A 14,036-nucleotide genomic window follows, 5' to 3' on the forward strand; every position below is an offset into this window, starting at 1 on the left:
GCTCAACTATCACTTACTTAAATTAATCAATTGGTAGTGGTTATAATGCGGGGCGCAACTATTTTCTATTCTCGATCCCAATCTCAAACCTGCAGTTTCTTTGCTCAATACTTCCTTCGCGCCACATCCAGGAACATGCTTGGTCTCTAACTTTTGGTTTTTCTTTTATGGTTATGACTTTCAGTCCGCCTGAAGACTTTTCCGTCTGAACCGGCTGCTCGCTTACCTTGAGGCTAAGTACGTTGTCTGCGCCTCTTGGTATGTAGTTCTGATCGTTGAATACGGTTTGTTTGATGACGGTGTTTTCAACGCTGACCGGTGCTTGAGCGGGTTGCCGTTGAAGTTGGGCGTCTAGCCTTGCTTGTTCTTCGACGATTCTGTCCCAGTCTTTAGCGGGTAGTTTTTCTGAGCGGGTGATTTCCGCTATTGGGGCTGGTTTGGCGGGAGAGGGCTTCTCAGCCAAGTTTTGTACGGTGCCTTTCAGGAAGGCTGAGCCTGCTAGGTGAAGCAAGCCCAGGGTGATGCAGGTGCCGACGATGCCGGGGATGATCCACGCTTTGCCTCTTCCTTTGTTAGCGCGAGTCTGGAGGTAGCTTGGGGCGTCGTTCCAATCAGCCTGCATTTATCTGTTCCTTATCTATCTTGTACTGAGCGATTACTCGCTAGCTTTCGGATTAGCTTCGTCGTAGTCCGGGCTAGTCTGGCCAATCTCGGGGGCAATCTGACCTCCTGCTAGCCACATGGTGTACTGCGGAAAGAGCTTCAGTAGTTCCTCGATCTCTTCTGTACTCATCCTGATCGACTTGTAGCGCACGGTTTGCCAGCGCACGAGTCCGATCTGAGTTTCTCTGATAAGCCTTTCAAACCCAGCTTTGTCGATGAGCGTTCTAGCTCTGTCGCGTATTGATTCCATTTTGATCTAAATAATTGCACTGCAATTATTGCAGTGAGCCCAAAGTGAGGGCATAGTGGAATTCAGTTGTTGCACTGCAATAGTTGCAGTGATCAGTTTGCCTAGAAACCGACATAGTGGATTAAAGCTAATGAATACGGAAGACCTGGATCCCCAAGCGCTTAATGGCGCGCCACCACTTATGCCATGGCGCAAGTTTGCCGACTGGATCGGTATGGGCGAAGAGCCAATTGTGGTGCGTACCTGGCTGGATCGCGGCTACCTGCCCGCCAAAAAAGTTGGCAAGCGCACCATGGTTAATGTGGCGCTGCTCCAAGCTCAGCTTATGGAACAGGACTGGACGCTATGAGCCGCACCTATCCGCAATTCAAATTACGCCTGCCCGCTGAGCTGCGTGCCCAGGTCGAGCAGGGCGCTAAAACTTCACGCCGTTCGCTTAATTCGGAAATTGTGTTTCGCCTCGAAAGCAGCTTCACGGCTCAAGCCCAGCACAAGGATGCGTGCCATGAAAATCAGCAATAACAGCCTCGACCTATGCAGCGTAAAAACCTTCGCCGAGCTAAGCGGTGTATCCGTCGAGGAGGTGGTTGATTGGGTGGATAACGGCACGGTGCCGGGCATGAAGCTAGCAGGTATGCGCATGGTCAATCTGGCCCGCCTGTGTGCGGATTTGGACAAGGGTAAACGTAGCTTCAATAAGGGGGATTACAGCCATGTCTAGCGATTTCACTGTCGTGGATGCGTCAGTTGCCATGGACTACGTGGGCAAGACGGTGCTGGTTGAGCAGGTCTGGGCGGGTGATCCTGAGCCGCTTTGGTCCGTAATACAGATTGTGGGGGTGGTGCTGCCTTATCAGGGCACCTATCCGCATGGCCACTTTCTGGTCGCGCCACAAGGCAGAAACGACAAATACCCTGATGAAGTCTTCTTCTCCGATATCCGAACCATTCGGGTGATGCGGCACCGCGACCGGCAGGGTTCCGGCAACGTACTGGACCGCATCGCCCACCCCAATCTGAATGGGTCAAGGGCCGCGCTCCCGGCTCGTCGTAACAGCCTTTTTGTTACGTCGAACGGAAGCACGGGCGCAGCGCACCCTTGAGCCAATCACGCTATGTACAGCCTGAATACGGGAGTGTGGGGCGGCTTTACCGGCCCGCGCTCCCGAGCCCTCGGCGGCAAGAGCGGGATGACAAGGGCAGAGCCCTTGGTGTGTTTCAGCCCGCCCAATACTGATATCGCCGGTATAACGCTGCTGTGTGCCTGCCTTGTGTTGTGGTGTGCGCTGGTCAGCAGCCTGCCGCCTATGTCCCAGCCTTCATTTATGGGTTTCGATCAGGACGATAAAACCTGCTCCAAGCCGTTTGATCCGACCCTGCTTACTGCTACCGCTCAAGCCAATGCGCGGTGCACCTCGGCGCGCCTGATTCACGTGTGGCGGCACGCCGGACGTGAACCCGACGCGGCGAGTGCGCCTACGCGCTGACGTCCCTGTAGCACGTCAGGTAGAGAGACGAAAACGTAAGCAATATTCAGCATTAAAGGAATGAATCATGACTAAGACAGTTAAACCAAAAGACTCCCTGCGGTTGGACATGGAAGCAAACGAAGACCCGAAAGGCCGTTTGTTCTTTGAGCCGGGTTCAGCGCGTGTCGTCGACCTGTCCAAGGTGAACCTTTTGCACTGCGGCGTGGATACGGTGCGCCAGTTGTACCGTGGGCTGATCCGCCCTGAAATCATGGTGCTGTTTGATAAGCCTGGTGTCTTGGTGGATTTTGCCGGGCAGCGCTGGCATGCAGGGCGCGTGGGCAAGGATTCGGGCTACCAGTACAAGCTGCAAAACGCTGATCTGGGCATCATCCTGCTGATCAAGAACTTCAACGCCAAGCTGGAGAACATCGGCCCACATCTGAAAATTGAAGTGTCACCGCACGCGATTGATGCGCTGTCGCCTGCACGCCTGCAAGAACACCTCGATCACTACGCTGCAGCCGTTCTGACCCACGTTGAGCGCAACCAGTGTGCGGTGCATCTGGCGTTAGACCTGCAAGGCTGGACACCACCGGCTGACCTGACGGCTCGTATGCATTGCCGGGCGCGGACAGTGCGGGATATCTCCGGGATCAGTGAGGTGCAGTGGACGATGGAGGCGGCTACCTACGGTAAGGGGCAATCCTTCCTGTTCGGCTCTGCGGGTGGCGTCCAGCTGGCTATCTACAACAAGACGCTACAGGCTCGCGCTACGGACAAGCTGGACTATTGGGAAAGCGTGTGGCGTCGCCGTGACAGCTTCGATGTGAATGACCCGTGCAATTACGATCAGGCCAAGGATGTGTGGCGTATTGAGCTGCGCTATCACCATTGTGTTGTTCAGCAATTCGCCTGCGGTTCAGTTGATCTGCACACCGGCGAGGCAATCGAAACGGACAGCTTTGCCGCCTTTGCTCCACACCTCGACGGCTTGTGGGAATACGGTTTGCGCCAGTTCAAGTACCTGTCGCGCCCAGGCTATTTTGAGCCGATCTGGACGCTGATTCGTCAGGACGCCCGCGTTGATCTGCCGGTTGACTCACTGCTGGAGAAGACGGAGTACAAGCGCCATTACAAAACGTCCCGTGGCTTTACGGGCAAGAATGTGGAGCTGTTCCTGGGCAACTTCGTCAGCTTGATTGCGCGGGAGAGAGTGGGCGCAAAAAAGGCGTTTGAAACCCTTAAGCAGTGGGACTGTTGGCCGGTGATTCGCGAACACTACGCCGCTAAAGAAATGAGTGAGCGTGACCTGTATCTGCATATCAAGAATCTGCTGGAAGAACGGCAGGTCAGGTGGGGCAGGGCCGTTTAATGGCGATTGTTCAGCAGCCCAATGGACGTTGGAAAGCCGATATTGAGCCGATCAAGGGCAAGCGCTTCCGCAAGACCTTCAAAACCAAAGGTGAGGCCCAGCGCTTTGAGGCGTCATGCCGGACAAAGTTGATTGAAACGCCGGATTGGTCGCCTAAGCCTAAAGACCGTCGGCGCCTATCTGAGCTTGCTGAGCTGTATCACGTTTTGCACGGGCACTCGCTGGCTGATTCTGTCCGCCTGAAACAGGTGCTGGCTCAGTTGGTGCGGGATTTGGGCAATCCGGTGGCGGTGGTTTTTACGGCTGATCAGTTCTGCAAACTGCGGGGTGATTATCTGGCTGCGGGTGTGCATGGCAAAACGCTGAATAACCGCCTGGGTTATCTCAAGTCGATGTTCAATGAGCTGAATCGCCTGGGTGCAATCGACTATCCGAACCCGTTGGCTAAGGTCAGACCACTACGGCTCCAGGAGCGCCCGCTGTCGTATTTGACACATGACCAAATTGCAGAGCTGCTGGCGGCTTTTGACAGTTACCCGGACTGTGAGCACTTGGCCCTGATTGCCCGTGTGTGTCTGGCTACTGGTGCGCGTTGGGGAGAGGCTCAGGGGCTTACGCCTGATCGGGTGAAAAACGGTGCGGTGGTGTTTGCTAATACCAAGTCGAAGCGCACGCGCAGTATTCCGATCCATCCAGAATTGGAAAAAGCGTTGCTGGGTTACTTCAAGCGGAATGGCTTGTTCCCAAACTGCATCCGGCATTTCAGCCGTGTACTGAACACCACTTCAATTCGTCTGCCTGCTGGCCAAGCTACCCATGTGTTGCGGCATACCTTTGCCAGTCACTTCGTTATGGCTGGGGGCAATATTCTGGCTTTGCAAAAAGTGCTTGGGCACTCGTCCGTCACTATGACCATGCGTTATGCCCATCTGGCACCTGAGCATTTGAAGGAAGCGCTGCGGCTGAATCCGATTTTCGACACTTTTTCGACACCTACAGGTGCCGGAAACTAAAAAGCCCCGAAAACTTGTTTGTTTTCAGGGCTTTAGAGATTTGATTCTGGAGCGGGTGATGGGAATCGAACCCACGGCTCTAGCTTGGGAAGCTAGGGTATTACCATTATACGACACCCGCAGAGGGTGCCCTTTATACCGGAAGTCGTTGCCAAAAAGAAGCCCCGGCGTTTTTTGTCTGATCGGCGTCACAGTCTTAAGGCGTTGATTTATCAGCTGGTTTTAGCAGCTGGCGATTTCGGCTGCGGTGAGCGGGCGGTATTGGCCGGGGGCGAGGTTTAGGTCTAGCTGGATTGTGCCCATGCTCAGGCGGTGCAGGCCGATGACTTTGTTCTGGAAGTGGCCGAACATGCGTTTGACCTGATGGTAGCGGCCTTCGTGCAGGGTGAGCAGGGCTTGATGGCTGCTAAGGATTTCCAGTTCGGCGGGCAGGGTGGTGAGGTCTTCGTAGGCGAAGTACAGGCCTTGGGCGAAGACTTCTACATATTCCGCTGTGATGGGTTGTTCGGTGTCGACGCGGTAGACCTTGCCCAACCGGCTGCGCGGTTCGGTGAGGCGGCGAGACCATTGGCCGTCGTTGGTGATGATCAGTAAGCCGCTGGTGTTGAGGTCGAGCCGGCCAGCCAAATGCAGGTCGTGTTTATCCGGCTCATCCAGCAAATCCAGAACGGTGCGGTGCTCGGGGTGTTCGGTGGCGCTGACCACGCCGGCCGGTTTGTGCAGCATAAAGTAGCGGGCGGGTTTGCCGGCTTGCAGTACGGCGCCGTCCAACTCAACGCGGTTGAACTGGCTGATGCTGTACAGGCCATCGCTGACGGTTTCACCGTCGACCTGCACGCGCCCTTCGAGCAATAACTGGCGGACTTTTTTGCGATTGAGGTGAGGTTGGCTGCTGAGCAGGCGATCCAGGCGCATGGCTATTGGCTGTCGCTTTCAGCGGCTTTTTGCCCACGTGCGCAGGCGGGGCAGAGGCAGCTTGGTTCTGCGAGGTCGTCGGTCTGCTCGGGTAAGTGTTGTGGGTCGATGATCAGGTCAAAACACCAGCAATGGCTGACAGGAGCATCTACGCCTGCTTGGGCGCATTGGTTGCTTTTGCCGCAGCTCGGGCAGATGGCCGGGTTGTTGGACTGTTTGGACACGATGGCATTCGGATGTTGCTGAGGATGGCGCGGATTGTAGCGTGCCAGGGTTTTTCTAGGAGGGGCTTTAGCCCTGAATTTCGGCGGAGCAGGTTATGTGGTGGGCCTTCAAGGCTGAAGCCGTTCCACGGGGGCGGCCTTAAGCGCCTACCGATCGCTGGAATTTTTGTGTGTTGCGTCGCACTTATTTGTGGAACGTATGTCTTAGTACTTGGGCGTTAGTCCCGGTTCCGACATAAGTCGGTGCCATCTCAGCGGTCTTAGGAGGCCGCCATGCGCTATTACCTGTTTTTGCCGATGTTGCTGGTGGGTTCTTTGACTGGCTGTGCTGTGTATGGCGGTGGCTATGGCCATTCCGGCTATGACTACGATCGTTCGTACCGTTCAGGTTATGAGGTGCGCAAATACCCGGTTTATGCGCTGCCACCACGTCATCAGTCGCGTTATTACGACTCCCGCCATAACGATTATCGCCAGCCGCCACGGCGTTATGCGCCACCGCCGCCGCCCCACAATGCCTATCGTCCACCGGTGCAGCGGGGGTGGGAGACTCCACGTCACCAGAACCCAGCGTGGGGCAACAGGTACGATCAGCGCAATATGCACCGCCCACCACCTCCGCCGCAGCGTCATGACAATCGTCGCGGTGAGATCAGGGGCTGGGAAAGCCGTCGCTAACAGCCTCGAAGAGCTGGTCATCCTGCAGGATTTCTGTGCGGATGGCCTGCGCTGCCGGTGACAGGCTGCGTCCGGCCCGGCTGATCAGGGCATAGGCTGAATAGCCCATCATTACTGCCGGCAACGGCAGGCAGGCGAGGCGGCCGGCCTGAACGTCTGCCGCGACCACATCCCACGGGGCCAAGCTCAGTACATCGCTGCTGGCAACCAGGGTTTTCAGCACCATAAAGTTGTCGCATTGAATGCTCAGGGGCTCTTCACGGACGCTTATCGCTTGCAGGGCTTTGCGCACCTCCTGCGGCAGTTGTGTGCTGGCCATGGGGTATTCGAACAGGTCAGCCAGGCCCGGTTTGGCGACCTGCAGCAAGGGGTGTTCCGGGCGGCAGAAAATCACGCCTTGATAAGGTCGCAGCGGTTCCACTTTCAATTGCGGGTCGTCCAGCAGTTCGCGGCTGTCTGCGACAAACAGTTCCAGCGCGTCGTCCAAAAGCAGGTCGCGCAACTCCAGCCAGTTATTGATTTGTAGCTTGATGCGCACCCTCGGGTAGCGCTTGGCCATGCGCCCTATGGCATTGGGGATCAGCCGCGCTGCCGGGTAAGGCCCGGAGCCCAGACGTAGCTCGCCAGCTTCGAGGTTGTCGAGCTGGCTGACAGCGTTCTTTAACTCGCGGCTGCCTGCGAGCAGGCGCTGAGCATGTTCCAGCACCAGTTCTCCGTGGGTGGTCAGGGCGATGCCCCGGCTGTGCCGGTCCAGCAGGCGACAGTCCAGCTGCGCTTCCAGTGCCTGGATGCTACGGCTCAGGGCGGGTTGGCTGAGGTGCACGGCATCGGCGGCGCGGGCAAAGTTGCCGTGTTCGGCAAGGGCGACAAAGTGGCGAAGCTGGCGAAGATCACTCATGAGTTTTATGCATCACTCTTTGATTTGGAATGCATTGGAATTATTGGTACGGAATGATCAGTCTGCCAAGGTCTAATAAATAGAGTGAGCAGCGATGATTTCCATGAGCCGATTGGCCATTGCCGTATTGAGTTTCAGCTGCGCTTTGGGCGCACACGCCGCTCTGCCAGCTGAGCAGATCAAACCCTCCGTTCACCCTGAACTAGCCGCCCACAGCAAACTGTTTGCCCCGGACGTTTATAAGGTGGCGGATAACGTGTACTCCGCTGTGGGCTGGCAGTTGGGCAACGTGGTGATGATCGAAGCGCCGGAAGGCCTGATCATCGTTGATACCGGCGAGTCGCTCAGCGAGTCGCGCAAGATCATGGCGGAGTTTCGCAAGATCACGGATAAGCCGGTCAAGGCGGTGATCTACACCCACTTTCACCCGGACCATATCAACGGCGTGAAGGCGTTTGTCAGCGAAGAACAGGTGAAGAACGGCGAAGTGGAGATCATCGCCCACGACACGTTGCTGCAGAACGTGGTGGCGCAGGGCGCGCTGGTGGGCCCGATTCTGTCAGTGCGATCCGGTTACAGCTTTGGCGTGGCCTTGCCTGGGCCAGATCATGAGCAGATGAATTCGGGCATCGGCCCGCTGGGCAAGGCCGAGGCGTCGAGTTTTATCGCGCCGACCCGCACCTTCAGCGACCGGCTGGATACCAACATTGCCGGGCTTGATCTGCAGTTTTTGCATGTGCCCAGCGAAGCGCCGGACGAGATCGTCGTGTACCTGCCGGGCAACCGGGTGCTGGTCAGCGCCGAGGTGATTCAGGGGCCGACACTGCCAAACATTCACACTCTGCGCGGCACGCGTTTCCGCGATCCGGTGTTGTGGGTAGAGAGCATCGACAAATTGCGCGACTTCAAAGCGGAGTACATGGTACCGCTGCACGGCCGGCCGGTGTCTGGCGAGGAAAATGTGGAGGAAGTGCTGCGCATGGTGCGCGACGGCATCGCCTATATCCACGACCAGACCGTGCGCTGGATGAACAAGGGCCTGACCCCGGATGAGCTGGTGGAGAAGGTCAAACTGCCGCCGCATCTGGCCGGCTATACGCCGTATCTGCGCGAGTATTACGGCACGGTGAAGCACAGCGTGCGGCAGATTTATAACGGCTATCTGGGCTGGTTCCAGGGCGATCCGGTGGCGCTTGATCCGCTGCCGCCGAAAGATAAAGCCGAGCGCCTGACAGCGCTGATGGGCGGGCGCGAGAAGGTCATGCTGGCGGCCGGGGAGAGCTACCTAAAAGGTGAGTATCAGTGGGCGGCGGAGCTGGCCAGTTACCTGATCCAGATTGATCCGCAGGACAAAATGGCCCGCGATATTAAGGCGCGTAGCTTCCGTAAGCTGGGCTACGCCAACATGAATATCAACTGGCGCAACTGGTACCTGATGAGCGCTATGGAGTTGGAGGGCAAGCTTGAAGGTGATGACGTGAAGAAGATGTCTGCCGATATGCGCAGCGCCTTCCTCTCACCGGACATGCTGCGCAATTTCCCGGCTGAGGTGTTTTTGCAGAATTGGATCACCAGGGTTGATCCGGACAAAGCCAATAAAGTGCATATGAGCCTGGGCTTCAGCTTCCCGGATATCAATGAGGAATGGACGCTGGAAGTACGCCGTGGGGTGGCTCAACTGCATAAGGGCATTACTGATGGCACCACGCTCAGGTTGACCTTGGATAAGGCCTATCTGGATACCGTGATGAGTGGTGAGAACGGTTTGCTCAAAGGCGCGCTGTTGGGGGATGTGAAGATCGGCGGCAACCTGCTGGATTTGAAAACCTTCCTCGGCTGCTTTGATTTCAGTGAAGACGCGATTGCGCTGACGGTGCGCTAATTCACGGTTGAAACCGCTCCTACAGTGAATGGCCTGTGGGAGCGGCTTTAGCCGCGAAGCAGACGACGCTTGAGGTTGGCTTAGATCAGCCCGGCGTCTTCTTCGTTGATCAGGCGGTTCAGGCCGCCGAGTACGTCCCGCGCCTTGCTTCGGCCGATCAGCTTGCTCTGCGCGGCTTCTGGCAGGTCGGTGATGCTGACCACGCCTTTGCGGATCAATACGTCGATCAAGTCTTCCAGTACCCGGATCATATCCAGGTCACTTTGTTTTAGTTGCAGCAGGCTGTGCTGGGCGTACCAGGCTTGTGCTTCCGGGCTGTCGACTGCCAGCTCGCCGTTCATTCCAGCGAAAGGGGCTGTTTCTACCTGTTGGAGTGTGCCTTGTTCGTCGCGCTTTACGTACAGCATTAATCCGCTCCTTTTTATTCTGGACGGCCAGACGGGCTATTAAGCGGCCTTGTTCTGGTACTAAATTGCAGGATTGCGTGAGTGTGTTTGCCCGGAGCGAGAAGCGCAATACACCTGACGGCTAAAAACAGAGGGATTGTGAAGAAAAGCAGCGCCCCGAGTGGCTCAGGACGCTGTGAATTTGCGGGTTTCAGTCAACAAACAATTGCTGCACGACAGAGAAGTCCTGCTTGCCTTTGCCCTGTTTCAGCAGCAGGCGGTACAGCTGCAAGGCGAGTGCGCCCATTGGCGTACTGCTGCCGCTGGCTTGTGCGGCCTCCTGGGCCAGGCCTAAATCTTTGGCCATCAGCTCGGCCATAAAACCGCCGCTGTAATTCTTCGAGGCCGGGGCGTTTTCCATCACGCCGGGCCAAGGGTTGTACTTTTCCAGCGTCCAGTTGCCGCCAGAGCTTTGCCGCATGATCTCGGCCAGCACAGCAGGATCAAGACCGTTGGCAACGCCCATGGCCATGGCTTCGGCAGTAGCGATCATCTGCACGGCAAGCACCTGATTGTTGCAGACCTTGGCGACCTGACCGGCACCTTCTGGGCCTGCGTGGAAGATGTTTTTGCCCATGGCTTCGAACAGCGAGCGGGCTTTTTCCAATGTGCTGGCGGCACCGCCGATCATAAAGGTCAGGGTGCCGGCCGCAGCACCGCCGGTACCGCCGGAAACAGGTGCATCCAGCAGCTCAATGCCGCGCTCGCGAGCGGCGGCATGCACGCGGCGGGCAGCGTCCGGGGCGATGGTGGAGCACTCTAAAACCAGTGTTCCCGCAGGCAGTTTGCTGAGCAGGCCGTGATCGCCGAGATACAGCCCTTCAACATGGCGGCTAGCGGGCAGCATGCTGATCACGGCGCGGGCACCTTGGGCAGCGTCCTCGGCACTGCTGGCAGCGGTTGCGCCTTCAGCGGCCAGTTGCTCGACGGCGTTTTGTTGCAGGTCAAAGGCTTTAACTGCAAAACCAGCCTTGAGCAGGTTACGGGCCATGGGCAGGCCCATGTGGCCGAGGCCGATAAAGGCGATGTGGGTCATTATTATTCTCCTGCCGGTTGCGGTGGTTTACAGGTCCGCCAGTGGATGGGGACCGTCCCAGACGGGTTGGAAGTGCGCTTCGATTACGCCGCTGGCGATGTTGGCGACATCCGGCCAGTGCCAGTGCGGTGTCTGGTCTTTGTCGATCAGGCGGGCACGTACGCCTTCCGGGAACTCCGGGTGGCGGCAGCAGTTCAGGCTCATGGCGTATTCCATGCGGAACACGTCGGCGAGCGACAGGTGCCGGGCGCGTTTGATCTGTTCCCAAACCAGATGTGCTGTCAGCGGTGAGCCGCCTGCAAGGGTTTTGGCGGCGCGTGCGAGCAGGGCGTCTTCGTCGTCTTTCAAGTCTGTCAGCGCCTGCCAGCAGTGGACCAGATCCGGCTGATCGAGCAATGCGTCGATGCGTTCGCGGCGTGGCAGCCACTGGGCGTCCGGCAACGCTGGGCGGGCATCATTTTCAAGGGCTTTGAGCAGGCTGTGCAGCTGCGCTTGCGGGTTATCGCGCCAGTTCAGCTGAGTCAGGCCGTCGATCAGGTCGTCTTGCTGAGTATCGAGCAGCACGCGGTCGGCCAGGTTCAAATCCAGCGCGTCGCGAGCATTGATGGTGCTGGCAGTCAGGCCGAGGAACAGGCCGAGCTTGCCTGGCAGGCGGGCGAGGAACCAGCTGCCGCCCACATCCGGGTACAGGCCGATGTTTACCTCCGGCATGCCGAGGCGGCTGCCCGGCGTGACGATGCGGATGCCCGCGCCTTGCATCAGGCCCATGCCGCCGCCCAGCACGTGACCGTGGGCCCAGCAGATCAGTGGTTTTGGGTAGGTGTGGATGCGGTAGTCGAGGCGGTATTCGTCCTCGAAAAAGCGCCGCGCCAGTGGCGGAACTTCGCCGGGGTGCTCGCGGCACTGCTGCACCAGTTGCACCACGTCGCCGCCTGCGCAGAAGGCCTTGGGGCCGTTGCCACGCAGCAGCACACAGGCGATATTCGGGTCGTTAGCCCACGTGTCGAGCTGCGCGCTCAGTGCCTCAATCATCGGCATCGACAGGGCGTTCAGGCTCTTTTCTGCATCCAGTGTGGCAATGCCGATGGATTGGCCGTGCTGGGCTGAGCAGGTTTCGAATTGCACATTCATAACGGGCTTCCGCTTATTTGTTGTTCCACTTGGCGTCGCGTTTTTCCAGAAACGCGTTTACGCCTTCGCGGGTGTCGGAGTAGTCGAAGAGGTCGACAAAGCGTTCGCGCTCTTCGCTCAGCCAGGTATTCGGGCCGCGCTCGCGGGCACCTTGAATCAGTGGCTTGATGGTGCGCACGGCAACCGGGCTTTGCCGCGCCACTTTGGCCGCCAGCAGTAAGGCGTGGTTGCGTGCTTCGCCGGTCTCGACCACTTGCTCAACCAAGCCAATACGCAGGGCTGTGTTGGCATCGACACGTTCGCCGCAGAGGATCATGCGTTTGGCCCAGCCTTCGCCCACCAGCCACGGCAGGTTCTGGGTGCCGCCCGCGCAGGGCAGTAGGCCGACGGTGGCTTCCGGCAGGGCCATTTGCGCTTGCTCCTCGGCAATGCGGATATCACAGGCCAGCGCGCATTCCAGACCGCCGCCCATGGCGTAGCCGTTGATGGCGGCTATGGACACGCCGCGGAAGTCGCGCAGGGCTTCGAAGGCTTCACCGAAGCGGCGGGCCATTTCCCGGGCGCGGGCTTTGTCGCCATCGGCAAACAGGTTGAGGTCGGCCCCTGCGCTGAAGAACTTGCTGCCCTGGCCGGTGATCACCAGCGCGTAGATATCGTCGTCGCGGTTGAGGTGTTCCATCAGCTGTTTGAGGCCGATCAGTGAGTCACGGTCCCAGGTGTTAGCCGGTGGGTTGTTGATGGTGATCAGCGCGGTGTGGCCGTGTTTTTCTACGGTCAGCTTGTGGGTCAGGTCGAACACGCCGGTTTTATAGGTTTCAAGTGCGGTGGACATGATGATCCTCATCAGTTGTGGCTGAACGCCCGCGTTGTGCGGGCGTGATCAAATTCTTACAGCAGGTTATCGAGCATACCGCCTTGTTCCAGCAGGCGGCGGGCGATGATGACCCGCATGATTTCGTTGGTGCCTTCGAGAATCTGGTGTACGCGGCTGTCGCGCACCCAGCGCTCCAGCGGGTAATCGTTGAGGTAGCCGTAGCCACCGTGCAATTGCAGGGCTTCGTTGCACAGGTTGAAGCAATGATCGGTGGCAAAGCGCTTGGCCATTGCACAGTAGAGGCTGGCTTCGCCGTGCTGGTGATCAAGCTTGTGTGCGGCCAGACGCACCATCTGCCGGCTTGCGGTGAGGTCGGTGAGCATGTCGGCCAGCTTGAATTGCAGAGCCTGGAAATGGCTCAGGTTTTTGCCGAACTGCTTGCGCTCTTCCACATAGCGCAGGGATTGCTCCAGTGCTGCTTGCGCTGCACCAAGGGAGCAACTGGCGATGTTGATGCGGCCGCCATCGAGGCCTTTCATGGCGTAGACGAAGCCCATGCCTTCCGGGCCGATACGGTTGCTGGCCGGGATACGCACGCCTTCAAAGCTGATGGTGCGCGTGGGCTGTGCGCGCCAGCCCATCTTCAGTTCGTTGCGGCCGTATTTCACGCCTTCGGTATTGCCGGGCACGAGGAAGCAGGAAATGCCTTTGGCACCTTCCTCGCCGGTGCGCGCCATGACGATCAGCACATCGGTGCTACCTGCGCCGGAGATAAAGCACTTGCTGCCGTCGATGATGTAGTCGTCACCGTCGCGCTTGGCGCGGGTGCGCAGGTGGGCGGCGTCGGAGCCAGCATCGGGCTCGGTGAGGCAGTACGAGGCCAGCAGTTCACCGCTGACCAGGCGCGGCAGCCAGGCATCTTTCAGGGCTTGATCGCCGAACGACGCAAGCATCCACGAGGCCATGTTGTGGATGGTGAGGAAGGCTGTAGTGGCGATACAGCCTGCGGACAGTTGCTCGAAAATCAGTGATGCGCTCAGTCTGGACAGTCCCAGCCCGCCGTCTTCTTCCTTGATGTACAGGGCCAGGTAGCCCTGTTCGGCGGCACGTTTGATCACATCCACCGGGAAGTGGTGGTCGCGGTCCCAGTCGGCGGCGTGCGGAGCCAGCTCATGGCTGGCAAAGGCGCGGGCGCTTTCGACTAGCAGGCGTTGCTCATCACTGAGTTCGTAGTCCATAAAT

General features: G+C 58.2%; 19 protein-coding genes and 1 tRNA gene. 9 read left to right on the forward strand and 11 right to left on the reverse strand.

Annotated elements, in window-relative coordinates:
- Positions 1–58 precede the first annotated feature (58 nt).
- Together AO726_RS11445 and AO726_RS21530 are read right to left on the reverse strand one after the other, a co-directional pair.
- Positions 59–622 carry a hypothetical protein gene (locus AO726_RS11445; protein WP_058068207.1) on the reverse strand — a complete coding sequence of 188 codons (564 nt, stop codon included), beginning with the start codon at positions 620–622 and terminating at the stop codon, positions 59–61.
- A 33-nt stretch (positions 623–655) separates the two neighbouring features.
- The gene (locus AO726_RS21530) at positions 656–793 is read right to left on the reverse strand and encodes a hypothetical protein (RefSeq protein WP_342633121.1); all 138 of its coding nucleotides are present in this window, start codon (positions 791–793) and stop codon (positions 656–658) included.
- 250 nt (positions 794–1,043) lie between these two features.
- Between AO726_RS21530 and AO726_RS11455 the strand changes: the two genes are divergently transcribed.
- The 7 genes from AO726_RS11455 (at position 1,044) to AO726_RS11480 (ending at position 4,770) form a co-directional block, all read left to right on the forward strand.
- Positions 1,044–1,262, forward strand: coding sequence for a hypothetical protein (locus tag AO726_RS11455; protein ID WP_058068209.1), 219 nt, complete (start codon positions 1,044–1,046; stop codon positions 1,260–1,262).
- Positions 1,259–1,435: an Arc family DNA-binding protein gene (locus AO726_RS20965; protein WP_082629123.1), complete on the forward strand. Its 177-nt coding sequence runs from the start codon at positions 1,259–1,261 to the stop codon at positions 1,433–1,435. Before AO726_RS11455 ends, AO726_RS20965 begins: the two co-directional genes overlap by 4 nt.
- Positions 1,419–1,634, forward strand: coding sequence for a hypothetical protein (locus AO726_RS11460; protein WP_058068210.1), 216 nt, complete (start codon positions 1,419–1,421; stop codon positions 1,632–1,634). The genes AO726_RS20965 and AO726_RS11460 overlap by 17 nt, the downstream gene beginning before the upstream one ends.
- Positions 1,627–2,016 (forward strand): hypothetical protein, encoded by a 390-nt coding sequence (locus tag AO726_RS21250; protein ID WP_058068211.1) that lies wholly within the window; start codon positions 1,627–1,629, stop codon positions 2,014–2,016. The genes AO726_RS11460 and AO726_RS21250 overlap by 8 nt, the downstream gene beginning before the upstream one ends.
- Before the next feature lie 12 nt (positions 2,017–2,028).
- Positions 2,029–2,400, forward strand: coding sequence for a hypothetical protein (locus AO726_RS21295; protein WP_058068212.1), 372 nt, complete (start codon positions 2,029–2,031; stop codon positions 2,398–2,400).
- 67 nt (positions 2,401–2,467) lie between these two features.
- Positions 2,468–3,757, forward strand: coding sequence for a hypothetical protein (locus AO726_RS11475; protein ID WP_058068213.1), 1,290 nt, complete (start codon positions 2,468–2,470; stop codon positions 3,755–3,757).
- Positions 3,757–4,770 carry a phage integrase gene (locus AO726_RS11480; RefSeq protein WP_058068214.1) on the forward strand — a complete coding sequence of 338 codons (1,014 nt, stop codon included), beginning with the start codon at positions 3,757–3,759 and terminating at the stop codon, positions 4,768–4,770. Before AO726_RS11475 ends, AO726_RS11480 begins: the two co-directional genes overlap by 1 nt.
- Before the next feature lie 47 nt (positions 4,771–4,817).
- Here the strand turns inward: AO726_RS11480 and AO726_RS11485 are convergent.
- The 3 genes from AO726_RS11485 to AO726_RS20980 form a co-directional block, all read right to left on the reverse strand.
- Positions 4,818–4,891, reverse strand: a tRNA-Gly gene (locus AO726_RS11485).
- A gap of 101 nt (positions 4,892–4,992) precedes the next feature.
- Positions 4,993–5,685, reverse strand: coding sequence for a pseudouridine synthase (locus AO726_RS11490; RefSeq protein WP_058068215.1), 693 nt, complete (start codon positions 5,683–5,685; stop codon positions 4,993–4,995).
- A gap of 2 nt (positions 5,686–5,687) precedes the next feature.
- Positions 5,688–5,909 carry a cysteine-rich CWC family protein gene (locus AO726_RS20980; protein WP_241492100.1) on the reverse strand — a complete coding sequence of 74 codons (222 nt, stop codon included), beginning with the start codon at positions 5,907–5,909 and terminating at the stop codon, positions 5,688–5,690.
- A 273-nt stretch (positions 5,910–6,182) separates the two neighbouring features.
- Here AO726_RS20980 and AO726_RS11495 point away from each other — a divergent pair, with 273 nt between their 5' ends.
- Positions 6,183–6,587, forward strand: coding sequence for a hypothetical protein (locus tag AO726_RS11495; RefSeq protein WP_058068216.1), 405 nt, complete (start codon positions 6,183–6,185; stop codon positions 6,585–6,587).
- On the opposite strand, the gene AO726_RS11500 is transcribed toward AO726_RS11495, so the two are convergent.
- Positions 6,562–7,485 (reverse strand): LysR family transcriptional regulator, encoded by a 924-nt coding sequence (locus AO726_RS11500; protein ID WP_058068217.1) that lies wholly within the window; start codon positions 7,483–7,485, stop codon positions 6,562–6,564. The genes AO726_RS11495 and AO726_RS11500 overlap by 26 nt on opposite strands.
- Positions 7,486–7,588: 103 nt before the next feature.
- Between AO726_RS11500 and AO726_RS11505 the strand changes: the two genes are divergently transcribed.
- Entirely contained in the window at positions 7,589–9,367 is a 1,779-nt protein-coding gene (locus AO726_RS11505; RefSeq protein ID WP_241492101.1) for an alkyl/aryl-sulfatase, read from the forward strand.
- 80 nt (positions 9,368–9,447) lie between these two features.
- On the opposite strand, the gene AO726_RS11510 is transcribed toward AO726_RS11505, so the two are convergent.
- The 5 genes from AO726_RS11510 to AO726_RS11530 all read right to left on the reverse strand — a co-directional run bounded on the left by AO726_RS11510 (position 9,448) and on the right by AO726_RS11530 (position 14,032).
- The gene (locus tag AO726_RS11510; RefSeq protein ID WP_058068219.1) at positions 9,448–9,774 is read right to left on the reverse strand and encodes a hypothetical protein; all 327 of its coding nucleotides are present in this window, start codon (positions 9,772–9,774) and stop codon (positions 9,448–9,450) included.
- Between the two features lie 190 nt (positions 9,775–9,964).
- The gene (gene mmsB, locus AO726_RS11515) at positions 9,965–10,849 is read right to left on the reverse strand and encodes a 3-hydroxyisobutyrate dehydrogenase (protein WP_058068220.1); all 885 of its coding nucleotides are present in this window, start codon (positions 10,847–10,849) and stop codon (positions 9,965–9,967) included.
- Positions 10,850–10,876: 27 nt separating this feature from the next.
- Positions 10,877–11,980, reverse strand: a complete 1,104-nt coding sequence (locus tag AO726_RS11520) for an enoyl-CoA hydratase/isomerase family protein (protein WP_058068221.1) — start codon at positions 11,978–11,980, stop codon at positions 10,877–10,879.
- Between the two features lie 13 nt (positions 11,981–11,993).
- Positions 11,994–12,812, reverse strand: a complete 819-nt coding sequence (locus AO726_RS11525) for an enoyl-CoA hydratase (RefSeq protein WP_058068222.1) — start codon at positions 12,810–12,812, stop codon at positions 11,994–11,996.
- Between the two features lie 56 nt (positions 12,813–12,868).
- Positions 12,869–14,032, reverse strand: coding sequence for an isobutyryl-CoA dehydrogenase (locus AO726_RS11530; protein ID WP_058068223.1), 1,164 nt, complete (start codon positions 14,030–14,032; stop codon positions 12,869–12,871).
- Positions 14,033–14,036 lie beyond the last annotated feature (4 nt).

The sequence above is a fragment of the Pseudomonas sp. TTU2014-080ASC genome, assembly GCF_001446935.1.
Taxonomy (GTDB): domain Bacteria; phylum Pseudomonadota; class Gammaproteobacteria; order Pseudomonadales; family Pseudomonadaceae; genus Aquipseudomonas.